The organism is Streptomyces sp. NPDC058796 (assembly GCF_042745235.1).
GTDB lineage: Bacteria > Actinomycetota > Actinomycetes > Streptomycetales > Streptomycetaceae > Streptomyces.
In genome coordinates this window covers 66372-90293 of the sequence record NZ_JBHYOP010000018.1, presented here as the reverse complement: position 1 = coordinate 90293, position 23922 = coordinate 66372, and the positions used below count along the sequence as shown (strand labels likewise).

Here is a 23922-nt window from a genome sequence, read left to right as displayed (position 1 = left end):
GTTGTTTTTTTACGCTATCGGGTGCGGCGGGGGTGTGGGGGTGCGGGTCGTGGGGGCGGGCGGGTGCCGGGTGGCCGCGCGCGCCCCGCCCCCCCCCCCCCCCGGTCTGTCACCTGAGGGTTACTCAGGAGCCTTGCACGGTCGGCACGCTGCGGGCGGCCCAGCCGGGCAGACGTGCGCGGCGGCGGAGGGAGCGGCGGATCTGGTGCGGACGAGCCCGGACATGAGTCTCCTCAAGCTTTGCCGGTGGGGGGTCGCACGGGCGTGGGGGGTTGCACGGGGGTCTCGGGACAGACCCCCGTATGCCCGGGCGAGCGGCACGTGCACACGCTAGAACCGGCGGCGGAGACCACCCAATGAGGGAACCCCCTAGGTGAGCCGGGCAGGGAAAACCCTCGGTCGGCGCGTCCCAAACACCGGCCGGTCACTCCTCCGGGTCACTCTTCCCGCCGGCCCGCCGCCAGTCTGACGATGTCGACCCGGGAACGGATCCCCAGCTTGCGGTAGACCCGGGTCAGCGTCGCCTCGACGGTCTTGACGCTGACGAACAGCCGGCCGGCGATCTCCCGGTTGGTGGCGCCCTCCATGACCAGCGCGGCCACCTGACGCTCCATCGAGGCGAGCCCCGCCAGCGCGTCGGGAACGGTGGGCGCTGCCTCGAGCGGCTCGGCCGTCCGGGCCGCGACCGCCGCCTCCACCTGCCGCAGCCAGGGCAGCGCGCGGCAGCGCCGGAACAGCCGGGCAGCCTCGTCGTACGACCCCGCCCCCGGCGTCCGTCCAGGCCGGTCCGCCCGCAGTTCCGCCAGCGCGAAGGCGGCCCGTGCCTCCTCCAGGCCGTAGCCCAGCCCGGCGAGCCGTTCCCGCGCCGACGCCAGCCGCGTGACGGCGGACCGGTGTTCGCCGCGCGCCGCCCGCACCAGCGCCTCGGCCCGGTCCAGTACCGCGAGCACACTCCCGCGCCCCAGCCGCAGCGCGTGCCCGCGCGTGACCTCGATGACGTCCAGGGCCTCGGCCGGCTCCCCGGTCCGCACCAGCGCCTCGGCGAGGTCGCCCTGCCACCGGCCCCGCGCCGGGTCGGTGATGCCCGCGCCCGCCTCCAGCTCCCGTACCCGGCGCAGTGCCCGCACCGCCGCCTCCGCGTCGCCCGCGACCAGGCTCGCGTGGCCCAGCGCGGCCAGCGCCCGCGACAGGTACACGGCGTCGCCGTCCTCCTCGGTCCGCCGCACCGCCTCCCGCGCCAGCGTGACCGCCCGGCGCACGTCCCCGCCGGCCGCCTCGGCGAGCGCTGCCTGCATCGCGCCCGCGCCCTCCCCGATGCCCGCGTCGCGGGCCAGCGTGAGGCTCTCCCGGGACAGTTCCAGAGCCCGGCCGCAGTGCCCGGAGTGCAGCTCGGTCTCGGCCAGGAAGCGCAGGTAGTGGACCTCGCTCTCGGCCATGCCGCGCCGGCGCACCTCGCGCAGCAGCCCGCTGACCGCGGTACGCGCCTCGGCCAGCCGGTCGTTCATCACCAGCCACCGGAACCGGGAGGAACCGGCCCCGTTGTGGTGGCAGGCCACCCGCGGGTCCTGCGGCTCCGCCAGGGCCCGCCCGATGGTCGCCGGGGCGTCCGGATGCCCCATCAGCGTCTCGGCCTGCGCCTGGAACGCCAGCGCGAGCAGCTCGGTGCGCCGGTCCCCGGCCTCGGCCGCCAGCCGGGCGGCGTGCGCGGCCTCCTCGCGGCCCTGCGCGAAGTCGCCCTGCACCACCAGGGAGCGCCAGGCCAGCTGGTAGTGGACCAGGGCGAGCAGGCGCGGGTCGTCCCCCGCGTCGGCGAGGGCCTGCGGGAAGGCGGCGTCGACGTCGCCGATCGCCTGCCCGGCGGCCTCGATCACCACCATCCAGGCCCGCACCCGCTCGCCGGGCGCGCCGGCCCGGGTCAGCACCTCGCGGGCGATGTCCCGGGCGAGGTCCGGCTCGCCCGCGGTGATCGCGTCCTCGGCGGCCGTGAGCCGGCGCTCGTCCGGGCCGGGGGTGCCGTCCGGCGGGGTGTGCCGGGCCGCGAGCAGCCCCAGTGACGCGGCCACCGACGGCGCCCCGCGGTCGCGGGCCAGTGCGGCGGCCTCGGCCAGCCGGGCCGCCACCTCCGGGTCGGTGCCGGTGGTGGCCAGGGCCAGGTGCCGGGCGCGTTCGATCGGGTCGGACGCCGCCGTGGACAGCGCGGCGTGCGCGGCCCGCCGCTCCGGCGCCGGCGCCTCCGCGTACAGCGCGGCCGAGATCAGCGGGTGCGCGAACCGTACGGCCGGTCCCTCCGGGTCGGGCGCCAGCAGTCCCAGCGTCGCCGCCTGCGCCGTCTCGGCCTCGGCGTTCTCCCGGCCGGCCGCGTGCAGCAGCGCCGGGGTGGGGCGGGCCCCTGCGCTCGCGACCAGGAGGGTGCGGCGCGCCTCGTCCGACAGCATCTCCAGGCGGGTCAGGACCAGGGCCCGCAGCGAGGTCGGCACCGGCAGCGGCTCACCCGGCCTGGGCGGGGTGGGGCTCTCGGCCAGTGCCCGGCCCAGCTCCAGCGCGAACAGGGGGTTGCCGCCGCTGGTGCGGTGGATCTCACGGACCGTGGAGCGGGGCAGGCCCGAGTAGCCCCGCTCGTCGAGCAGCGCCGACACCTGGGTGCGGGTCAGCGGGCCGAGCCGTACCGCGCGGGTGTCCGGCGGGGACGCGCGCAGGTGGCGGTCGTACTCCGCGCCCTCCGCCCGAGGCTCCTCGGTGCGCACCGCGCACAGCAGCCGTACCGGGGTGTCGCCCAGGCGGCGGGCGGCGAAGCCGAGGAGTTCGGCGCTGGCCGGATCCAGCCACTGCAGGTCGTCGGCGACGATCAGCACCGGGCCCTCGGCGGCGAGGGCGCGCAGCGCGGAGAGCACGGCCAGGCGCAGCGCCAGCCCGTCCCGCTGCAGCGTGGACTCGCCGCGTCCGGTGAGCGCCGACTCCAGGGCGGTGCGCTGGGCGGTGGGCAGGGCGTCGGACACCTGGTCCAGGACCATGCCCAGGAGGTCGGCGAGGGCGAGGAAGGGGAGATGGGACTCGGACTCGGTGGCCGAGCAGCGCAGCACCGTGGGCGTGGTGCGGGCATGTTCCGCGGCCAGCGTCCGCAGCACGGTCGACTTCCCGATCCCGGCGGGCCCGTGCAGCAGCACGCTTCCGCCCCGGGCGAGCTGCTCGCGTGCCGCGCCGAACGCCTCCTCCCGCCCGATGACCAGGTCGGAACGGCGCCCCGCAGACTCCGCGAAGTCCCGTCGCACGGTGACCGCTCCCTCCGCATGTCGTGTTCCGGGCAATGTTAGGCAACGTCCCGCGCATGACGGCGGGACGACGAGGTGAGGGAAATAACAAGGCGGCAAAACCGAGTACGGCGTACGGCGAAGGAAAGCCGACGGGCCACGCCGTGAACGGCACCGCGGCGCCTCGCCGCTACCCGCTACGCCGTCCCGCCGCGAACGGAGCCACGCCGCGAACGGCGCTGTCCCGCCACCCCGCCACCCCGCCACGGCGTCACGGCAGCCGGCCCGCCCGGCGCGCGGCGGCGACGGCCTCGCCGCGCGTCCGCGCCCCCAGCTTGCGCATGGCCGAGCGCAGATAGCCCTTGACGGTCTCCGGGCCCACCCCGAGCCGCTCGGCCGCCGCCGCGTTCGTCGCGCCCGCCGCCACGCAGGCCAGCACGTCCACCTCGCGCGGCGTCAGCCGCACCTCGGGCGCACCGGCCCCGATCCCGGGCGCCAGCAGCCCGCAGGCCCGCAGCAGCTCGTCCCGCAGCGCCGGGTCGGTGATCCGGGGCGCCAGCGCCCGCAGCGCCGCGTGCGCCTCCCGCACCTGCTCCCAGTCGGCGGCGGAACCCGCGGGCTCGCGCACCGGCTGCGGCCGGGCCGCCGCCAGCAGCTCGTCCGCCTCCTCCCGCAGCACCAGCGCCTGCTCCACGTCCCGCGCCGCCGCCACGGCCTCGCCCAGCGTGCGGTCGCCCAGCGGCTGGGCCGACCGCAGGGCGCCGTACAGCACGCCGCGCACCCGGCGCCGTACGACCACCGGGACCGCCACCACAGAGCGCAGGCCCTCGGCGGCGACGGGAAGGTCGTACTCGTGGCTGATCTGCCGGGACACGGAGTAGTCGGTCACCGCGCACGGCCGCGACAGGGCCACCGCCTTGCCGCCCAGGCCGTTGCCGGAGGTCACCGCCAGGGCGCTGAGCGCGGCCGTCGCGGTGCCGCTCAGCTCGCTGATCCGCACCTGCCGTCGCCCCGACTCCACCAGCCCGCCGAAGGCGACCGGCAGCCCGGTCGTACGCCGCAGCCGCACCAGCGCGCTGCGGATCTCCGCCCCGTCGGCCGCGTCCACCGCCACTCGTTCCGCCTTCCCCGCGCCCGTCCCGGGGCGCACACCCCCGTTCGGGGGTAGTGAGACCTGCATCACGGATTACACGATGGCACTAAGCCGCCCGGCAAGGTCCGGCACGAAGGAGGACGGATGACGACGGCCACGGAGCTGTTCCGCAGCGCACGGGACTTCCTGCTGGAGCACCGCGAGGACTACACCGCCGCCTACGAAGGGTTCCGGTGGCCCCGGCCCGAGCACTTCAACTGGGCGCTGGACTGGTTCGACGCCATCGCCGAGGGGAACGGGCGCACCGCGCTGCACATCGTCGAGGAGGACGGCTCCGAGGTCCGGGTCTCCTTCGCCGAGATGTCCGCCCGCTCGAACCGGGTCGCCAACCGGCTGCGCGAGTGGGGTGTCGGAGCCGAGGACCGCGTCCTCGTGATGCTCGGCAACCAGGCCGAACTGTGGGAGACCGCGCTCGCCGCGATGAAGCTGCGCGCCGTCGTCATCCCGGCCACCCCGCTGCTCGGCCCCGCCGACCTGCGCGACCGCGTCGACCGGGGCCGGGTGCGGCACGTGATCGTGCGCTCCGAGGACACCGGCAAGTTCGCCGACGTGCCCGGCGACTACACGCGCGTCGCGGTCGGCGGGACGACGGAGGCGGGCTGGCGGCCCTACGAGGAGGTGTACACGGCCTCCGACGCCTTCGCCCCGGACGGTCCCACCGCCGCCGACGACCCGCTGATGCTGTACTTCACCTCGGGCACCACCGCCCGCCCCAAGCTGGTCGAGCACACCCACGTCTCGTACCCCGTCGGGCACCTGGCGACCATGTACTGGATCGGGCTCAAGCCGGGCGACGTGCACCTGAACATCTCCTCGCCCGGCTGGGCCAAGCACGCCTGGTCGAACCTGTTCGCGCCCTGGAACGCCGAGGCGACCGTCTTCCTGTACAACTACACGCGGTTCGACGCGACCCGCCTGATGGCCGAGATGGACCGGGCCGGCGTCACCACCTTCTGCGCCCCGCCGACCGTGTGGCGGATGCTCATCCAGGCCGACCTGGCGCAGCTCGCCACCCCGCCCCGCGAGGTCGTCGCCGCCGGCGAGCCGCTCAACCCCGAGGTGATCGAGCAGGTCCGCCGGGTGTGGGGCCGGACCATCCGGGACGGCTTCGGCCAGACCGAGACCGCCGTCCAGGTCTCCAACAGCCCCGGCCAGGTGCTGAAGACCGGTTCGATGGGGCGCCCGAGCCCCGGCTACCGCGTCGAACTCCTCGACCCGGTCACCGGCGCCCCCGGCGCCGCCGAGGGCGAGATCGCCCTGGACCTCGCCGGCCGCCCCGTCGGTCTGATGACCGGCTACCACGGCGACCCCGACCGCACGGCGGAGGTGATGGCGGGCGGCTACTACCGCACCGGCGACATCGGCGCCCGCGACGAGGACGGCTACCTCACCTACGTGGGCCGGGCCGACGACGTCTTCAAGGCCAGCGACTACAAGATCAGCCCCTTCGAGCTGGAGAGCGCCCTGCTGGAACACGAGGCGGTCGCCGAGGCGGCGGTCGTACCGGCCCCGGACGAGCTGCGCCTGGCCGTCCCGAAGGCGTACGTCGTGCTGGCGGCGGGCTGGGAGCCGGGCCCCGACACCGCGAAGGTCCTCTTCGAGCACTCCCGGCAGACCCTCGCCCCCTACAAGCGCGTGCGGCGCCTGGAGTTCGGCGAGCTGCCCAAGACCGTCTCCGGCAAGATCCGCCGCATCGAACTGCGCGAGGCCACGGCGGCCGGCTCCGAGGACGAGTACCGCGAGGAGGACTTCCGGTGACCGGACTCTCCTACGCCCACGGCACCAGCACCACGCCGCTCCTCGGCCACACCATCGGCGCCAACCTCGACCGCGCGATCGCCGCCCACCCGGACCGCGAGGCCCTGGTCGACGTACCGTCCGGACGGCGCTGGACCTACGCCGAGTTCGGCGCGGACGTCGACGAGGTGGCGCGCGGGCTGCTGGCGAAGGGCGTCGCCAAGGGCGACCGGGTCGGCATCTGGGCGGTCAACTGCCCCGAGTGGGTGCTCGTCCAGTACGCCACCGCCCGCATCGGCGCCGTGATGGTGAACGTCAACCCCGCCTACCGGGCCCACGAGCTCGAGTACGTCCTCAAGCAGTCCGGCATCACCGTGCTGGTCGCCTCCCTCGCCCACAAGAGCAGCGACTACCGGGCGATCGTGGAGCAGGTCCGCGGCCGCTGCCCCGCGCTGCGCGAGACCGTCTACATCGGCGACCCGTCCTGGGACGCGCTGACGGCGGCCGCCGCCTCCGTGCCGCCGGAGCGGCTGACCGCGGCGGCGGCCGAGCTGAGCTGCGACGACCCGGTCAACATCCAGTACACCTCCGGCACGACCGGCTTCCCGAAGGGCGCCACCCTCTCCCACCACAACATCCTCAACAACGGCTACTGGGTGGGCCGTACGGTCGGCTACACGGAGCAGGACCGGGTGTGCCTTCCCGTCCCCTTCTACCACTGCTTCGGCATGGTCATGGGCAACCTGGGCGCCACCTCCCACGCCGCCTGCATCGTCATCCCCGGCCCGTCCTTCGATCCGGCCGCCACGCTGGAGGCAGTGCAGCGGGAGCGGTGCACGTCCCTGTACGGCGTACCGACGATGTTCATCGCGGAGCTGAACCACCCGGACTTCGCCTCCTGGGACCTCACCTCCCTGCGCACCGGCATCATGGCGGGCTCGCCCTGCCCGGTGGAGGTCATGAAGCGGGTGGTCGCCGAGATGCACATGGAGCAGGTCTCCATCTGCTACGGCATGACCGAGACCTCCCCGGTCTCCCTCCAGACCCGCATGGACGACGACCTGGAACACCGCACCGGCACCGTCGGCCGCGTCCTGCCCCACATCGAGGTGAAGGTCGTCGACCCGGTGACCGGGGTGACCCTGCCGCGCGGCGAGGCCGGTGAACTGCGCACCCGCGGCTACAGCGTGATGCTCGGCTACTGGGACGAGCCCGAGAAGACCGCCGAGGCGATCGACGAGGGCCGCTGGATGCACACCGGGGACCTGGCGGTGATGCGCGAGGACGGCTACGTCGAGATCGTCGGCCGCATCAAGGACATGATCATCCGGGGCGGCGAGAACATCTACCCGCGCGAGGTCGAGGAGTTCCTCTACGGCCACCCGAAGATCGCGGACGTCCAGGTCGTCGGCGTACCGCACGAGCGCTACGGCGAGGAGGTGCTGGCCTGCGTCATCCCGCGCGACGCGGCCGACCCGCTCACGCTGGAGGAACTGCGCGCCCACTGCGCGGACCAGCTGGCCCACTACAAGGTGCCCAGCCGCCTGCAGATCCTGGACGCCTTTCCGATGACCGTCTCCGGGAAGGTGCGCAAGGTCGAGCTGCGGGAGCGCTACGGCGACGCGTAGGGCACTCGTACGATTCAGCCGGCCGTGGCGTCCAGTGCCACGGCCGGCGCGTTGACGGGGCGCGGCACCCCGGCCGGGTCGAGGACGAAGAGCGGCACGCCCAGCAGGTCGGCGCGGGCGCGGGCCTGCTCGGCGTACCCGGCGAGGGAGAAGTAGACGGGGGCCGCGGACTCTGCCATGGCCGCCAGCCACAGGCACTCCACGTCCCGCGCCGAGGCCGGGCCCGCCGTCGGGTCCACCTGGACCACGAGGCCGGGCGCGGCCAGCCCGATGCCGGCCACCGGCCGCTGGTCGGCGCGCCGGACGTCCCGGTGCCCCAGCCCGCGCAGATACAGCACCGCGGCGGTGACCGCGTCGCGGGCGGTGCGGATCGGTACGGCCCGGTGGGCCGGCACCCGGGAACCCGGCGCTCGCCCGGACCGGCCCGCGGCCGCCGGGTCCACCGGCACGCACAGCACCGTCCCGCACGGACAGCCCAGCTCCGGGCGCGGCCACCGGCTCCGCGCCCCGCAGGCCGCGCAGCGCAACCCGATCCACTCCTCCTCCCAGCTCCGGTGGGTGACGGGAGTGGCGGCCCGGCGCGGATCGAGCTCCGGGGTGACGGGTTCCCCGCACGCGCAGGGGTACGACGGTGCCGTGTAGCGGTGCCGGCGCCCGCAGGCGGTGCAGCACACCGAGACGGTCTCGGACATGACGCCCATCGTCCTCCCTTGACGGCCTTCGGCTGCCCACTTACATTACTTCCAGATCGTAGAAACAAGTTTCCACTATACGGAAAATCGCAAAGTCGCTACGGAAGAGCTCACCGCGGGGCGCGACGGGAGTGCGAATCCGACAGCCGAAGCAGGAGTACTCGATGGCTCGTATGACCGCTGCCCGAGCGGCAGTTGAGATCCTCAAGCGCGAGGGCGTCACCGACGCGTTCGGTGTGCCGGGCGCGGCGATCAACCCCTTCTACGCGGCGCTCAAGGCCTCCGGCGGCGTCAACCACACCCTCGCCCGGCACGTCGAGGGCGCCTCGCACATGGCCGAGGGCTACACCCGCACCCACCCGGGCAACATCGGCGTCTGCATCGGCACCTCCGGTCCGGCCGGCACCGACATGATCACCGGCCTCTACTCGGCGATCGGCGACTCGATCCCGATCCTGTGCATCACCGGCCAGGCGCCGACCGCGGTGATCCACAAGGAGGACTTCCAGGCCGTCGACATCGCCTCGATCGCCAAGCCGGTCACCAAGATGGCGGTGACCGTCCTGGAGGCCGCGCAGGTCCCCGGCGTCTTCCAGCAGGCCTTCCACCTGATGCGCTCCGGCCGCCCCGGCCCGGTCCTGATCGACCTGCCGATCGACGTCCAGATGACGGAGATCGAGTTCGACCCGGAGACCTACGAGCCGCTGCCGGTCTACCGCCCGGTCGCCAGCCGCGCCCAGATCGAGAAGGCCATCGGCCTGCTCAACGCCTCCGAGCGCCCCCTGATCGTGGCCGGCGGCGGTGTCATCAACGCCGACGCCGCCGATCTCCTCGTCGAGTTCGCCGAGCTGACCGGCACGCCGGTCGTGCCCACCCTGATGGGCTGGGGCCTGCTGCCCGACGACCACGAGCTGAACGCCGGCATGGTCGGACTGCAGACCTCGCACCGCTACGGCAACGCGACCTTCCTGGAGTCGGACTTCGTCCTCGGCATCGGCAACCGCTGGGCCAACCGCCACACCGGCAAGCTGGACGTCTACACCGCCGGCCGGAAGTTCGTCCACGTCGACGTCGAGCCGACCCAGATCGGCAAGATCTTCGCTCCGGACTACGGCATCGCCTCCGACGCCAAGGCGGCCCTGGAGCTGTTCGTCGAGGTCGCGAGGGAGCTGAAGGCCGCCGGCGAGCTGCCCGACCGCACCGCCTGGGCCGCCTCCGCGCAGGAGCGCAAGGCCACCCTCCAGCGCCGTACGCACTTCGACGACATCCCGATCAAGCCGCAGCGCGTCTACGAGGAGATGAACAAGGCCTTCGGTCCGGAGACCCGGTACGTCTCCACCATCGGCCTCTCGCAGATCGCCGGCGCCCAGATGCTGCACGTCTACCGCCCGCGGCACTGGATCAACTGCGGCCAGGCCGGCCCGCTCGGCTGGACCGTCCCGGCCGCGCTCGGCGTCGCCAAGGCCGACCCCGAGGCCCAGGTCGTGGCGCTCTCCGGCGACTACGACTTCCAGTTCATGATCGAGGAACTGGCCGTCGGCGCGCAGCACAAGATCCCCTACGTGCACGTCCTGGTCAACAACTCCTACCTGGGCCTGATCCGCCAGGCGCAGCGGGCGTTCGACATCGACTTCCAGGTCAAGCTGGAGTTCGAGAACATCAACTCGCCCGAGCTGGGCGTCTACGGCGTCGACCACGTCAAGGTCGCCGAGGGCCTGGGCTGCAAGGCGATCCGGGTCACGGACCCGAACGAGCTGGGTGCCGCCTTCGAGCAGGCCAAGAAGCTCGCCGCCGAGCACCAGGTGCCGGTCGTCGTCGAGGCGATCCTGGAGCGCGTCACCAACATCTCCATGTCGGGCACCAACGACATCGGCAACGTCGTGGAGTTCGAGGAGATCGCGACCGAGCCGGGGCACGCCCCGACGGCCGTCAAGACGCTGAAGGTCTGACCCGAGGCCTGACCCGCGAAGTACCCGAGAGCGGCCCGTCCCTGGTGGACGGGCCGCTCTTCAGGTGCCCGCTCTCAGTCGGAGCCGCCGCCGCCCCCGCCCCCGCCGCCGCAGTAGTACGCCGTGCCGCCCGTCGATCCGCTCCTCGTGCCCCGCGGGGAGTTCTTGAGGAGGCCCCTGCCGCCCACCTCCACCCGCTCCACGAGCCCGGCCCGCAGGGCGAAGCTGGGGAAGAGGACGCGCAGGGCGGCCACGTCGTGCAGGGCCACGGCGAGCAGCCTGTCGTTGGCCGTCAGTCCGCGCCGGCCGGTGGGCGGCGGGTGCCGCTCCTGGAGGGACCGCACCAGGCGACGGGCGGCCCGGGTCGGGCCGAGCAGCGGGTAGCGCACCATCCCGGCCTCGGCCAGCGGTATCCGCATCAGCGCCACGGCCAGCCGGACGTCCGGCCGCCGGGTCAGCCTCCGTATGCTCAGCGGTTCGTCGAGGCACCACCGCACCGTCTCCGCGAGCGGCGGCAGCGGAGTTGCGGCGATCCCCGGTTCGGCGTCCAGCGCGCGTACGGTGCCCGGTGGGCCGGCTTCGACGGCCCCGCGCATGTACAGGTCGACCACGGCGACCGTCACGGCGGCGCGGGGGCCGCCGCGCAGCAGCGCGACCTCGTGCGGTTCGAGCCGGACCGTCCCGTCGTCGTCCATGGCAACCACCCCCGTGTGCCGGGGTTGTGCCCGCTGCCGGAGGCCTCTACGCGCGCTCAGCCCCGATGGTGCTCGTGGTGCCGGTGCAGCCCCGGCCAGTCGTCCGGGCCGCCGCCCTGCCACTCGACCAGGTCGCTCTCCTCGACGTCGGTCACGTACAGGTCGGCCAGCCGCAGCAGCCCGGCGACGTCGTCGGCGTGCGAGGCGACACCGAGGGTGTCGTCGCCGGAGGTGACCCGGCGCGAGCCGTCCAGGGCGGGAGCGTGGACCACGATGTGCGGATGCTCGGGAGGGTGTGCCGTTGCCATGCCTCCAGGCTGCTGCGCGGGCGGCGGGTCCGCACCCGGTGCAGGGCGGGAAGCGCCGGGAAACGCCGAGAAGCGCCGGATGCGGGACCGTCCGCATCCGGCGCTTCTCAGCCGGTGAAGGTTCTTCACGTGGTGTCCGTCCGACAGCGCGAGGCTGGGCGCGACAGGTCGTTCGCGCCGCCGGACGGAGCCGTGGGGCCCCTTCTGGAAGGGGCGGGTGGCTGGGACCGCGGCGGTGCGACGGGCCCGGGACGCCGCTCCCCTCAGGTCGTAGGAGAAGCGTCCGGGCCTTTCACCACCGCACTGGCTCGCAGGCCGCCGCGGTCCTCGCCCTGCCCGTGCCGGCCCCGGGCGGCCACCCCTCATCCGGGCCGCTCCGGTGCCTGCACGGGCCGCGCACGGTCCCGGCCTCCCCGCCGGGGTCCGTACGCGAGCTGGTGGATCAGTCCTCGCGCAGGGCGCGGACCGCCTCCTCCACGCGCTTGCCGTACTCCGTGTCGGCGGCGTGGAAGTGCGCGAGGTTCTTCTCGACCACGTCGTTGCGGGAGACCTGGGACAGGCCGCCGGCGATGTTCGCGATCAGGCGCTTCTTCTCGTCCTCGGACATCAGGCGGTACAGCTCACCGGCCTGGAAGAAGTCGTCGTCCTTGGTGTGCTGCGGGGCCTCGTGGGTGCCGGTGTGGCCGGACACCGCGAGCGGGGCGGCCAGCGGGCGGCCGGTCTCGACCGGGCCGTCGTACGAGTTCGGCTCGTAGTTCTTGGCGTCCCGTCCCTGGCCGTTGGAGGCCATGAAGCCGTCGCGGCCGTAGTTGGCGGCGCCGCCGGGCACGGCCTTCGGGGCGTTGACCGCGAGCTGGGTGTGGTTGACGCCCAGGCGGTAGCGGTGCGCGTCCGCGTAGGCGAACAGGCGGCCCTGGAGCATCTTGTCGGGGGAGGGGCCGACGCCCGGAACGAAGTTGTTCGGGGAGAACGCGGCCTGCTCGACCTCGGCGAAGACGTTGTCCGGGTTGCGGTCCAGCACCAGCCGGCCCACGCGCTTGAGCGGGTAGTCGCCGTGCGGCCACACCTTGGTCACGTCGAACGGGTTGAAGCGGTAGTTCGCCGCCTCGGCCACCGGCATCAGCTGCACGTGCAGCGTCCAGGACGGGTACACGCCCCGCTCGATGGCCTGCACCAGGTCCGTCTGGTGCGAGGTCGGGTCCTCGCCCGCCAGCTTCGCGGCCTCGTCGGCGGTCAGGCAGCGGATGCCCTGGTCCGTCTTGAAGTGGTACTTGACGAAGTACGACTCGCCCTTGGCGTTCGTCCACTGGTAGGTGTGCGAGCCGAAGCCGTCCATGTGGCGGTACGACGCCGGGATGCCGCGGTCGCCCATCAGCCAGGTCACCTGGTGCGTGGCCTCGGGGGAGTGCGCCCAGAAGTCCCAGACGTTGTCCGGCTCCTGGCGGCCCGAGAACGGGTCGCGCTTCTGCGAGTGGATGAAGTCGGGGAACTTGATCGGGTCCTTGATGAAGAACACCGGGGTGTTGTTGCCGACGAGGTCGTAGTTGCCCTCCTCGGTGTAGAACTTCAGAGCGAAGCCGCGGGGGTCGCGGACCGCGTCCGCGCCGCCGAGGGAGTCGGCCACGGTGGAGAAGCGCAGGAAGACCTCGGTGCGCTTGCCGACGCTGCTCAGGAAGTCGGCGTGCGTGTAGTCGGTGACGTCGTCGGTCACCTCGAAGTGGCCGTAGGCGCCGGAGCCGCGGGCGTGCACCACGCGCTCCGGGATGCGCTCGCGGTTGAAGCGGGCCAGCTTCTCGATGAGGTGCTGGTCCTGGATCAGGAGGGGACCGCCGATGCCGGCGGAGGCGGAGTTCTGGTTGTCGGCGACCGGGGCGCCGGACTCTGTCGTGAGCACGCGCTGCGACATCGGGGACCTTCCGTGCGAGGGGTCAGCGGAAAACTATTTCCGCTTCGTGGAGCCTAAGTTCGGGTGACAGGCACGTCAACAGTTTGTTGAAGTGGGTTCCGGGCGGTGCCGCCGCTCGGGCGCGACAGGACAGGTGTCAGCGACGGCACCGCCCGGAGGTCTGGTAGACCGCCCGCGGTCAGACCTGGGCGCCGGACAGGCGCTCCACGGCCCGCAGCAGGGCCGAGTGGTCCAGGCCGCCGTCGCCCTGGGCGCGCAGGGAGGCGACCAGCTGGGCGACCACGGCGCCGACCGGGAGCGCGGCGCCGACGTTGCGGGCGGCGTCGGTGACGATGCCCATGTCCTTGTGGTGCAGGTCGATGCGGAAGCCCGGCTTGAAGTCGCGGGCCAGGAAGTTGTCCTTCTTCCGCGTCAGCACGGTCGAGCCGGCCAGGCCGCCGTTGAGGACGTCGAGGGCGGCCTTCAGGTCCACGCCCGACTTCTCCAGGAAGACCACGGCCTCGGCGCACGCCTGGATGTTCACGGCGACGATCAGCTGGTTGGCGGCCTTCACGGTCTGGCCCGAGCCGTGCGGACCGCACAGCACGATGGTCTTGCCCAGCGCCTCCAGCAGCGGCTTGGCCTCGTCGAAGTCGGCCTGCTCACCGCCGACCATGATGGACAGCACGGCCTCGATGGCGCCGGCCTCGCCGCCGGAGACCGGGGCGTCCAGGACGCGGATGCCCTTGTCCTCGGCGGCCTTCGCGAGGTCGACCGAGGTCTGCGGGGTGATCGAGGACATGTCGACCAGCAGCGCGCCGGACTTGGCGTTCTCCAGGATGCCGTCGGGGCCGTAGGCGATGGCCTCGACCTGCGGCGACGCGGGCACCATGGTGACGATGACGTCGGCGTCGCGCACGGCCTCGGCGATCGAGCCGGCCGCGGTGCCGCCGGCGGCGGACAGGCGGTCCAGCTTCTCCTGCTCCAGGGTGAAGCCGGTGACCTGGTAACCCGCCTTGATCAGGTTCTCGGACATGGGGGAGCCCATGATGCCGAGACCGATCCAGGCGACCTTGGGGAGCGTGCTCATGATGGGTGCCTCTCTGAAAATCTGTGGAGAATTCCTGCGGGTGGCGCTCAGCGGGCCGCGCGGGCCTCGGCCGGCAGCCAGGAGAAGGACTCGGCGCTGGGGTTGTCGCCCGGCTTGTACTCCAGGCCGACCCAGCCGTCGTAACCGGCCTTCTTCAGCTGGTCCAGCAACTCCTCCAGCGGGAGGGAGCCCGTGCCGGGGGCGCCGCGGCCCGGGTTGTCGGCGATCTGCACGTGGCCGGTCTTCGCGGCGTACTGCTCGATCACCTGCGGCAGGTCCTCGCCGTTCATGGACAGGTGGTAGAGGTCCATGAGGAACTTGGCGTTGCCGAGGCCGGTGGCCTCGTTGACCTTGTCGACGACCTCGACCGCGGCCGGCGCCGACACCAGCGGGTACAGCGGCGACTCGGGCTTGTTGAGCGCCTCGACCAGCAGGATCGCGCCGATCCGGTCGGCCGCGCGGGCGGCGAGGGCCAGGTTCTCCAGCGCCAGCTCGTCCTGCTCGGCCGGGTCCACGCCCTCGACGCGGTTGCCGTACAGGGCGTTGAGCGCCGTGCAGCCGAGCGACTTCGCGAAGTCGGCGGCCACGTCGATGTTGGCGCGGAAGCGGTCCGACTCCTCGCCGGGCACGGACAGGGCGCCGCGGTCGGGGCCCGGGAGCTGTCCCGCGTAGAAGTTCAGCCCGGTGAGCTGGACGCCCGCGTCCTCGATCGCCTTCTTCAGGGCGTCGAGCTCGGACTGCTCGGGGGTGGGCGAGTCGATCCAGGGCCACCACAGCTCGACCGCGGTGAAGCCGGCCGCGGCGGCGGCCGCTGGACGCTCCAGGAGCGGGAGTTCCGTGAAGAGGATCGACAGGTTGACGTTGAAGCGCTGATCTGCGAAGCCCATCGGGTGCCGCGCTCCCTTCCGTTTCGTTCGTTGTTCCGCATTACGGAAGTTCGTTTCTGCGTAATGGAAGATTGCCGGTGGAGCTCCGCACTTGTCAAGAGGGGGCGGCGTAAAACGGTCACCGCGCGTTAGGTTGACCGGGTGCGATTGAGAGTGGAGTTCACGACCGAGCCCTTCGACCTGGACGAGGCGCCCGCGCACGCGGTGGTAGCCCGTGAGGTCGTCGAGGCCGCGGAGCTGGACGAGGTGGACGTCGGCCCCTTCGGCAACACCGCCGAGGGCGGCGCCGACGCGGTGCTCACCGCCGTGGACGCGCTGCTGCGCCGGTCCCTGGAGGCCGGGGCCACCCGGATCTCCCTCCAGGTCAACGTGGTCGGGCAGGGTGCCGAAGGGGAGGGCGAGCGGTGAGCGGACCGGGGGAGGAGCCCTTCATCGCGGCCGTGAAGCCCCTGGTCGACGCCATCGGGGGTGAGATGCTGCCGCCGGACGAGGCGGGCCAGGACGACGTCGTCCTCGCATGGGAGGGCGCCGACGTCGTCGCCGTGCGCCTGCCCCAGCTCGCCGACTCCCTGGACCACATCCTCGCCGCCATGGAACGCCGGCAGGGCAGGCCACTGGCCGACCTGGACCGGCGGGCCAAGCAGGAGGTCGTGCGCACCCTGGAGGCGCGCGGCGCCTTCTCCGTGCGGCACGGCGTGGAGACCGTCGCGGGCGCCCTCGGCGTCAGCCGCTTCACCGTCTACAACTACCTCAACCGCGAGAAGGGCTCCTGACCTGCACGGGAGCCCCGCATCACGAGCCGCCGTCCGGTATCCGGGCGGCGGCTTTCGTCACAGCGAATTTTCAACAAAGTGTTGACGCGTTGTTTCCGAGGGCGTTAGCTATCGGCACGCCCGTTCAGCACAAGGCCACGGAGGCTCCCGTGACGTCCACTTCCGCGTCGGGCCTGGCCCGTTTCAACGCCCTCGAGGAGTCCGCGGCACGCGCGGAACTCCACGAGGCGTGTGCCTCGACGGCGTGGGCCCGGCACCTGCTCGCCGCCCGCCCCTACGCCACCACCGAGGACCTGTACGCCGCGAGTGACGCCGCCATGGCCGCGCTGACGGCGGACGACCTCGCCGAGGCGATGGCCGGGCACCCGCCCATCGGCCGCCCCAAGCCGGGCGACCCGACCTCCTCCCGCGAGCAGGCCGGTATGGCCGGCGCCTCGGAGGAGCTCAAGGCGGAGATGCTCGAACTCAACCTGGCCTACCAGGACAAGTTCGGCCACGTCTTCCTCATCTGCGCCACCGGCCGGACCGGCGAGCAGATGCGGGACGCGGTCAAGGAGCGGATCGGCAACTCGCCCGAGCAGGAGCGCGAGATCGTCCGCACCGAACTGGGGAAGATCAACCGCATCCGCCTTTCCCGACTCGTCGAACAGGACGCCTGACCATGAGCACCAGCACCACCGCCTCCGTGTCCACGCACATCCTGGACACCAGCGTCGGCCGCCCCGCCGAGGGTGTCGCCGTCCAGCTCGCCGCCCGCGCCGGCGGCGAAGCGGACTGGCAGGCACTCGGCGGCTCCGCGACCGACGCGGACGGCCGGTGCAAGGACCTCCCGGCCCTGCCGGAGGGCACCACACACGTACGGATCGACTTCGACACCGAGACGTACTTCGCCAAGAAACAAGCCGCGGCCCAGCAGGACGCCCCCGCGCTCCGGGACAGCGAGAACGGCCGGCCCGTGTTCTTCCCCGAGGTCACCATCACCTTCGCGGTGGTGCCCGGGGAGCACTACCACGTTCCGCTGCTGCTCAACCCGTTCGGCTACTCCGTTTACCGAGGGAGCTGACCGACACATGACCCGTTTCGTCCTGGGACAGAACCAGTACGGCAAGGCAGAGAACCGCGTCGTCAAGATCACGCGTGACGGCGACACGCACCACATCAAGGACCTGAACGTCTCCGTCGCCCTCTCCGGCGACATGGAGGAGGTCCACCGCAGCGGGTCCAACGCCAACGTCCTGCCGACCGACACCACCAAGAACACGGTGTTCGCCTTCGCCAAGGAGCACGGGATCGAGAGCGCCGAGGACCTCGGCGTCAAGCTCGCCCGCCACTTCGTCGACAACAACGAGCCCATCAAGCGGGCCCGCATCCGCATCGAGGAGTACGGCTGGGAGCGGATCGAGACCTCGAAGGGCGGCTCCCGCTTCGTCGGCTCCGACGAGATCGCCCACTCCTTCGTCCGCAAGGGCCAGGAGACCCGCGTCGCGGAGATCACCTACGACGGCCACGGCATCCAGGTGCTCTCCGGCTTCAAGGACCTCACCGTCCTGAACTCGACCAACTCCGAGTTCTTCGGCTACCTGAAGGACAAGTACACCACCCTCAAGGAGGACTACGACCGCATCCTCGCCACCACCGTCTCCACCTGGTGGCGGCACAACTGGGACGGCATCGACTCGCACGCCCCGGACTGGGACCGGTCGTACAACGGTGTGCGCAAGCACGCGCTCCAGGCCTTCGCCGAGACGTACTCGTACTCGCTCCAGCAGACCCTCTTCGAGATGGGCGTGCGGGTGCTGAACTCGCGCGACGAGGTCGACGAGATCCGCTTCTCGATGCCCAACAAGCACCACTTCCGCTCGGACCTGTCGCCGTTCGGGATCGACAACGAGGCCAAGGACGGCGCCGTGTACTACGCCGCCGACCGGCCCTACGGCCTGATCGAGGCCACCATCCTGCGGGACGGCGCCGAACAGCTGATCCCGGTCGACATGACCAACCTCTGACGCGGGACGCGCGCCACCGGCCCGGCCGCTCGGGCCGGTGGCACGCCACACCGGAGGGAACAACATGGCACAGCCTGCAACGGAGCCGGCGAAAGGCTCAAGTTCCACCCCGTCGCCACAGCACACGAAGGACGCCGTCACGTCCGTGCACCCGGTCGACGAGAAGCTCCACCCCTCGCGGCTCGTCCCCGCCGCGCTCCAGCACATCGCCGCCATGTACGCGGGCGTTGTCACTCCTCCGCTCATCATCGGCCAGGCCGTCGGCCTCGACATCGAGGGCCGCACCCGGCTGATCGCGGCGAGCCTGCTCATCGCGGGCATCGCCACCCTGATCCAGACCATCGGCGTCAAGGGCTTCGTCGGCAACCGCCTGCCCTTCGTCAACGCCGCCTCCTCGGCCGGCATCGCGCCCATCCTCGCCATCGCCGAGACCAACAGCGAGGGCGGCCAACTCCCCGCCATCTACGGCGCGGTGATGGTCGCCGGCGTCTTCTGCCTCGCCGTCGGCCCCTTCTTCGGGCGGCTGCTGCGCTTCTTCCCGCCCCTGGTCACCGGCGTGGTCATCACCCTGATCGGCGTCACGCTGATGCCGGTCCCGGTCGGCTGGGCCCAGGGCGGCGACAAGGCCGCCGCCGACTTCGGCGCGATGAGCAACCTCGCGCTCGCCGCCTTCACCCTCGGCGTCATCCTCGTCATCCAGCGCTTCGGCAAGGGCTTCGTCAAGCAGGTCGCCCTGCTCTTCGGCCTGCTGATCGGCACCCTGGCCGCCATCCCCTTCGGCATGGCCGACTTCAGCGGCCTGAAGTCCGCGCCCGTCGCCGCGCTGCCCACGCCCTTCGCCTTCGGCGCCCCCGAGTTCCAGCCCGCCGCCATCCTGTCGCTGTGCATCGTGATGCTGGTCCTGATGACCGAGTCGTCCGCCGGCATGCTCGCCCTCGGCGAGATCTGCGACCGCCGCGCCGACTCCAAGGTCATCACCCGCGGCCTGCGCACCGACGGCCTCGCCACTCTGGTGGGCCCCGTCTTCGGCGGCTTCCCCACCTCCGCCTTCGCGCAGAACGTCGGCGTCGTCTCCCTCACCCGGGTCCGCAGCCGCTACGTCGTCGCCGTCGCCGGCGCCACCCTGCTGGTCCTCGGCGCCTTCCCCGTCCTGGGCGCCGTGGTCTCCCTGGTGCCGATGCCGGTCCTGGGCGGCGCGGGCATCGTCCTCTTCGGCTCGATCGCGGTCAGCGGCATCCGTACGCTGTCCGAGGCCGGACTCGACGACAGCTCCAACATCATCCTGGTCGCCGTGGCGCTCGGCGCGGGCATCATCCCGCTGGCCGCCCCGACCTTCTACGCCGAGTTCCCCGCCTGGGCGCAGACCGTGCTCGGCTCCGGCATCAGCGCCGGCGCGCTCGTCGCGGTCACGCTCAACCTGTTCTTCCACCATCTCGGCACCCGAGGCCGCCCCGCGGCCGCGGCACTCAAATCCTCCTAGGGTCCTGCCGTGCCCTCCCCGCGGGTACTCGACTCCCCGCCCGCGGGCCGCACCGAAAGAGAAGGAAGCAGCATGGCAGCATCAGCGGCAGCCGATCGCGTCGCCGCCACCACGGCACCCGATCGCACCGTCATCGAGAACTGCGCCATCGCGACCGTCGACGCGGACGACACCGAGTACGCCTCGGGCCACGTCGTCCTCGCCGGCAACCGGATCGAGGCGGTCGGCGCGGGGCGGGCACCCGAGGACCTGGAGAACGTCGTACGCCGGATCGACGCGACCGGACACCTGGTCACGCCCGGCCTGGTCAACACCCACCACCACTTCTACCAGTGGCTCACCCGGGGCCTGGCCACCGACCACAACCTGTTCGACTGGCTGGTCGCGCTCTACCCGACCTGGGCGCGCATCGACGAGCCGATGGCGTACGCGGCGGCCCAGGGCTCGCTCGCGATGATGGCCCGGGGCGGTGTCACGACGGCGGCGGACCACCACTACATCCACCCCCGGGGCGCCGGTGACCTGTCCGGCGCGATCATCCGCGCCGCCCGCGAAACGGGCGTCCGCTTCACCCTCGCCCGCGGCTCCATGGACCGCGGCGAGTCCGAGGGCGGGCTGCCGCCGGACTTCGCGGTGGAGAGCCTGGACGACGCGCTCGCCGCCACCGAGGCCACCGTGCGGGAGCACCACGACGCCTCCTTCGACGCGATGACGCAGATCGCGGTGGCACCCTGCTCGCCCTTCTCCGTCTCCACCGAACTGATGCGCCGAGGAGCCGAGTTGGCGCGCAGGCTGGGGGTGCGGCTGCACACCCACGGGTCGGAGACCGTGGAGGAGGAGAAGTTCTGCCACGAGCTGTTCGGCATGGGCCCGACCGACTACTTCGAGTCCACCGGCTGGCTCGGCGAGGACGTGTGGATGGCGCACTGCGTCCACATGACCGACTCCGACATCGCCGCCTTCGCCCGCACGAGGACCGGCGTCGCCCACTGCCCGTCCTCCAACGCCCGCCTGGCCGCGGGCATCGCCCGGGTTCCCGACATGCTGGCCGCCGGCGTCCCGGTCGGCCTCGGCGTCGACGGCACCGCCTCCAACGAGTCCGGCGAACTCCACACCGAACTCCGCAACGCCCTGCTGGTCAACCGCCTAGGCGCCCACCGCGAGGCCGCGCTGAACGCCCGCAGGGCGCTGCGCCTGGGCACGTACGGCGGGGCACAGGTGCTGGGCCGGGCCGCCGAGACCGGCTCGCTGGAGACCGGCAAGCTCGCGGACCTGGTGCTGTGGCGGATGGACACGCTCGCCCACTCCTCGATCGCCGACCCGGTGACCGCCCTGGTCCTCGGTGCCCCGGCGCCGGTCGCGGCGTCGTTCGCCGACGGCCGCCAGATCGTCGAGGACGGCCGGCTGCTCACGCTCGACGAGGACGCCGTGGCCCGCTCCACCCGGGACGAGGCACGACGACTGGCGACGATCGCCGCACAGACCTGAACACCGAGGAACCGAACACCACTTGATCTCCGGCCGGGAGGGACGGCTCCCGGCCGGTAGCCGTGGACCCGAGCGGGGTCCATGGCGGCCGTCTCCGGGGCGCGCGTCCCATACGCGCGCCCCCGGAGCGGTTCCCGTTTCCCCGAACGGGGTCCGTCCCGGTCCCGCACGACCACCCGCACCACCTCCCTGACACCCGCGTCAATGCCGACGTGTAACCGACCGGAGGAACGCCGCCGTGGCCGACCACCCTGTTGACGAGAAACTCCCGCCACTGAAAATGGCGACGACCGGCCTCCAGCACGTGGCCGCCATGTACGCCGGAGTCGTCGCCCCGCCCCTGATCGTCGGTGCGGCCATCGGCCTGACCGCGACCGAACTCACCTTCCTCACCGGCGCCTGCCTGTTCACCGCGGGCCTCGCCACCTTCCTGCAGACGCTCGGCATCTGGAAGATCGGTGCCCGGCTGCCCTTCGTCAACGGCGTCACCTTCGCCGGTGTCGCCCCCATGACCGCGATCGTCGCCTCCACCGAGGACAAGTCCGACGCGCTGCCGATCATCTTCGGCGCAGTCATCGTCGCCGGACTCCTGGGCTTCTTCGCGGCGCCCTTCTTCAGCAAGGCGATCCGGTTCTTCCCGCCGGTCGTCACCGGCACCGTCATCACCCTCATAGGCGTGTCCCTGCTGCCCGTCGCCTTCGGCTGGGCACAGGGGCCGAGCCCCGAGGCCGACGACTTCGGCTCGTCCACCAATCTGGGCCTGGCCGCCATCACCCTGGTCATCGTCCTCGTCCTGCGCCGCTTCACCCGGGGCTTCGTCAAGCAGATCGCCGTGCTGCTCGGCCTGGTCGCGGGCACGATCATCGCGATACCGTTCGGCGTCACGGACTTCGGGCCGGTCGCGGACGCTAGCGTCGTGGGCTTCCCGACCCCCTTCCACTTCGGTGCCCCGCAGTTCCAGCTCGCCGCGATCCTGTCGATGTGCGTGGTGATGGTGGTCTCGATGACCGAGTCCACCGCCGACATGCTCGCCCTCGGTGAGATCGTGGACCGCAAGGCCGACGAGAAGACCATCGCGGCCGGCCTGCGCGCCGACACCCTCGGCTCGGCGATCAGCCCGCTCTTCAACGGCTTCATGTGCAGCGCCTTCGCCCAGAACATCGGCCTGGTCGCGATGACCAAGATCCGCAGCCGCTACGTCGTCGCCGCGGGCGGCGGGTTCCTGGTGCTGATGGGCCTGTGTCCGATGGCCGCCTCGCTCATCGCCGTGGTACCCCGCCCGGTACTCGGCGGCGCGGGCATCGTCCTCTTCGGCTCCGTCGCGGCCAGCGGCATCCAGACCCTGGTCCGGGCGAGCCTGGACAAGGACAACAACGTCCTGATCGTGGCGGTCTCCCTGGCCGTCGGCATCATCCCGATCGCGGAGCCGGAGTTCTACCACGCGTTCCCGGAGAACGCGAAGATCATCCTGGACTCGGGCATCTCGACCGGCTGCGTCGTCGCCGTCCTGCTCAACCTGGTCTTCAACCACATCGGCGGCCGCAAGCGGGACGCGGAGGAGGTCACCCACCCCATGGAGGCGGGCGAGGAGATCACCGAGGCCACCCGGGCCCCGGCCACGCCGTGAGACCGGCACCGGGCGAACCCCGGGCCTTAACCGGGCCGGCGCCTCCACCAGAGGCGCCGGCCAGATCCATGCCCGGCGCGGACCGCACGTCCCCGCCCCGGACGGCCGGGCCGCATGCCCGACGTCCGCGCTACAGCCCGAACAGTCCCGGCTCCGACGCCAGTTCCCTGAACCGCTGCCGTGGGTCGGCCACCAGCTTGCGGGAGCTCAGGTCCATGAGCCCGCCGACCCCCTCGACCTCGGCGGCCACCGTGCCGTCCGTCTTGCGGACGACCTGGACGATCCGGAACGTCTTGCCCTCGCCCCACTCGAACGCGCAGGTCACCTCGGCCTCGTCACCTGCGAGCAGCTCCCGCCGGAAGCGGACCGTCGTCTCCAGCGCGACCGGGCCCACGCCCCGGGCCACGAGGTCGGCCTGCCGGATCCCCGCGGCCTGGAGCAGCGACCAGCGTGCGTGCTCCGCGTAGTTCAGGTACACGGCCTGGTTCAGATGGCCCTGTGTGTCGGTCTCGTACCCGCGGACGGTCACGGGAACGGAGAACGGTTCGCTCACGGCTGCTGCCTCTCCTCACACGGACTGCACGTACTGACCGGCCGATCCTGACATGCGGGCCTCACACCTTCCGTGGGGAGGCCAGCAGGTAACGGGCCCTGGTGCGCGGCTCGGTGTGCTCCCCGACCTGCCAGCCCGCCCGCTCCAGCGTCGCCGCGCAGGCACGCAGCGCGGTGCCGTCGGGCTCGTACACGGCGACGGCCTCCGGCTGCGGTGTCGCGCGCACCCGGTAACCGTGACCGTCGCCCGTCGCCGGGGTGTGCCCGGCGGCCTCCAGGGCGAGCGCGGCGGCCGGCACGAGATGCGTACGCTCCCACCCGCACGGCCGGTCCGTGGCCCCGTCGGGATGCGTCATCCGGCGCAGCTCCAGCAGCCCCTGCCAGGCGCTCCGCACCTCGCGCAGCCGCGCCGGACCACCTGCCGGCGCGGGATCCTCGCCGCCGACCCGCGCGGCGAAGACGCCACCGGTGTCCGGCGAGGACGGCCCGTCGGCCGAAGGCGCCTCTTCCCCGGCCGGCTGCTCCCGTATCCGGTGCCCCGCCGGAGTCAGGAAATGATCGTGCGGCGGGCGGGGGTGCCGGAAAGCGAGCCCACGCCTCACCAGCGCCGCGAGCTGTGTCTCCGTGCCCTTCAGGCGCCCGGTCACAGGGTCGGCGGCGGCGATGACACGCCGCTGCGCGGCGGTCGGCGACAGTGCCACGGCGTCCTCCTCCCCTCCTGGCC

21 protein-coding genes are annotated in these 23922 nt (G+C 72.4%); 11 read left to right on the top strand and 10 right to left on the bottom strand.

Going from position 1 to position 23922, the window contains the following annotated elements; all coding sequences use genetic code 11:
- Window positions 1-437 precede the first annotated feature (437 nt).
- Complete coding sequence (locus tag ACFW47_RS32830) at window positions 438-3269, bottom strand: ATP-binding protein (protein WP_386308010.1); 2832 nt, start codon at window positions 3267-3269, stop codon at window positions 438-440.
- A 250-nt stretch (window positions 3270-3519) separates the two neighbouring features.
- Window positions 3520-4362 carry a LuxR C-terminal-related transcriptional regulator gene (locus ACFW47_RS32825; RefSeq protein ID WP_386276344.1) on the bottom strand — a complete coding sequence of 281 codons (843 nt, stop codon included), beginning with the start codon at window positions 4360-4362 and terminating at the stop codon, window positions 3520-3522.
- Between the two features lie 123 nt (window positions 4363-4485).
- Here ACFW47_RS32825 and ACFW47_RS32820 point away from each other — a divergent pair, with 123 nt between their 5' ends.
- Window positions 4486-6159 carry an AMP-binding protein gene (locus tag ACFW47_RS32820; RefSeq protein WP_386276343.1) on the top strand — a complete coding sequence of 558 codons (1674 nt, stop codon included), beginning with the start codon at window positions 4486-4488 and terminating at the stop codon, window positions 6157-6159.
- Window positions 6156-7766, top strand: coding sequence for an AMP-binding protein (locus ACFW47_RS32815; RefSeq protein ID WP_386276342.1), 1611 nt, complete (start codon window positions 6156-6158; stop codon window positions 7764-7766). Before ACFW47_RS32820 ends, ACFW47_RS32815 begins: the two co-directional genes overlap by 4 nt.
- 14 nt (window positions 7767-7780) lie before the next feature.
- On the opposite strand, the gene ACFW47_RS32810 is transcribed toward ACFW47_RS32815, so the two are convergent.
- Window positions 7781-8467 (bottom strand): hypothetical protein, encoded by a 687-nt coding sequence (locus tag ACFW47_RS32810; protein WP_386308009.1) that lies wholly within the window; start codon window positions 8465-8467, stop codon window positions 7781-7783.
- A gap of 155 nt (window positions 8468-8622) precedes the next feature.
- Between ACFW47_RS32810 and gcl the strand changes: the two genes are divergently transcribed.
- Window positions 8623-10407, top strand: coding sequence for a glyoxylate carboligase (gcl, locus tag ACFW47_RS32805; RefSeq protein WP_386308008.1), 1785 nt, complete (start codon window positions 8623-8625; stop codon window positions 10405-10407).
- Between the two features lie 74 nt (window positions 10408-10481).
- Here gcl and ACFW47_RS32800 read toward each other — a convergent pair whose 3' ends face one another.
- From ACFW47_RS32800 to ACFW47_RS32780, 5 genes are all read right to left on the bottom strand, one after another.
- On the bottom strand, window positions 10482-11102 hold the full coding sequence (locus ACFW47_RS32800; RefSeq protein ID WP_386308007.1) for a TIGR04222 domain-containing membrane protein: 621 nt from the start codon (window positions 11100-11102) through the stop codon (window positions 10482-10484).
- A 56-nt stretch (window positions 11103-11158) separates the two neighbouring features.
- Window positions 11159-11410: a hypothetical protein gene (locus tag ACFW47_RS32795; protein WP_386308006.1), complete on the bottom strand. Its 252-nt coding sequence runs from the start codon at window positions 11408-11410 to the stop codon at window positions 11159-11161.
- A gap of 442 nt (window positions 11411-11852) precedes the next feature.
- Window positions 11853-13316, bottom strand: a complete 1464-nt coding sequence (locus ACFW47_RS32790; RefSeq protein WP_386308004.1) for a catalase — start codon at window positions 13314-13316, stop codon at window positions 11853-11855.
- A gap of 178 nt (window positions 13317-13494) precedes the next feature.
- Window positions 13495-14385 (bottom strand): 2-hydroxy-3-oxopropionate reductase, encoded by an 891-nt coding sequence (locus tag ACFW47_RS32785; protein ID WP_386276334.1) that lies wholly within the window; start codon window positions 14383-14385, stop codon window positions 13495-13497.
- A gap of 47 nt (window positions 14386-14432) precedes the next feature.
- On the bottom strand, window positions 14433-15272 hold the full coding sequence (locus tag ACFW47_RS32780) for a TIM barrel protein (protein WP_386308002.1): 840 nt from the start codon (window positions 15270-15272) through the stop codon (window positions 14433-14435).
- Between the two features lie 141 nt (window positions 15273-15413).
- Between ACFW47_RS32780 and ACFW47_RS32775 the strand changes: the two genes are divergently transcribed.
- The 8 genes from ACFW47_RS32775 (at window position 15414) to ACFW47_RS32740 (ending at window position 22646) form a co-directional block, all read left to right on the top strand.
- Complete coding sequence (locus ACFW47_RS32775; RefSeq protein ID WP_037900680.1) at window positions 15414-15680, top strand: hypothetical protein; 267 nt, start codon at window positions 15414-15416, stop codon at window positions 15678-15680.
- Complete coding sequence (locus tag ACFW47_RS32770) at window positions 15677-16045, top strand: helix-turn-helix domain-containing protein (RefSeq protein WP_386308001.1); 369 nt, start codon at window positions 15677-15679, stop codon at window positions 16043-16045. Before ACFW47_RS32775 ends, ACFW47_RS32770 begins: the two co-directional genes overlap by 4 nt.
- Window positions 16046-16194: 149 nt before the next feature.
- Entirely contained in the window at window positions 16195-16704 is a 510-nt protein-coding gene (gene uraD / locus ACFW47_RS32765; RefSeq protein WP_386308000.1) for a 2-oxo-4-hydroxy-4-carboxy-5-ureidoimidazoline decarboxylase, read from the top strand.
- 2 nt (window positions 16705-16706) lie between these two features.
- Window positions 16707-17108, top strand: coding sequence for a hydroxyisourate hydrolase (gene uraH, locus ACFW47_RS32760; RefSeq protein WP_386307998.1), 402 nt, complete (start codon window positions 16707-16709; stop codon window positions 17106-17108).
- A 7-nt stretch (window positions 17109-17115) separates the two neighbouring features.
- Entirely contained in the window at window positions 17116-18051 is a 936-nt protein-coding gene (pucL, locus tag ACFW47_RS32755) for a factor-independent urate hydroxylase (RefSeq protein WP_386276330.1), read from the top strand.
- A 64-nt stretch (window positions 18052-18115) separates the two neighbouring features.
- On the top strand, window positions 18116-19531 hold the full coding sequence (locus ACFW47_RS32750) for a nucleobase:cation symporter-2 family protein (RefSeq protein WP_386276329.1): 1416 nt from the start codon (window positions 18116-18118) through the stop codon (window positions 19529-19531).
- 72 nt (window positions 19532-19603) lie between these two features.
- On the top strand, window positions 19604-21019 hold the full coding sequence (locus ACFW47_RS32745; protein WP_386307997.1) for an 8-oxoguanine deaminase: 1416 nt from the start codon (window positions 19604-19606) through the stop codon (window positions 21017-21019).
- Between the two features lie 238 nt (window positions 21020-21257).
- Window positions 21258-22646: a nucleobase:cation symporter-2 family protein gene (locus ACFW47_RS32740; protein ID WP_386307995.1), complete on the top strand. Its 1389-nt coding sequence runs from the start codon at window positions 21258-21260 to the stop codon at window positions 22644-22646.
- 130 nt (window positions 22647-22776) lie between these two features.
- Here ACFW47_RS32740 and ACFW47_RS32735 read toward each other — a convergent pair whose 3' ends face one another.
- Both ACFW47_RS32735 and ACFW47_RS32730 read right to left on the bottom strand, forming a co-directional pair.
- Window positions 22777-23199: an acyl-CoA thioesterase gene (locus ACFW47_RS32735; RefSeq protein WP_386307994.1), complete on the bottom strand. Its 423-nt coding sequence runs from the start codon at window positions 23197-23199 to the stop codon at window positions 22777-22779.
- 61 nt (window positions 23200-23260) lie between these two features.
- Window positions 23261-23899, bottom strand: a complete 639-nt coding sequence (locus ACFW47_RS32730) for a hypothetical protein (protein ID WP_386307993.1) — start codon at window positions 23897-23899, stop codon at window positions 23261-23263.
- Between the last annotated feature and the right edge of the window lie 23 nt (window positions 23900-23922).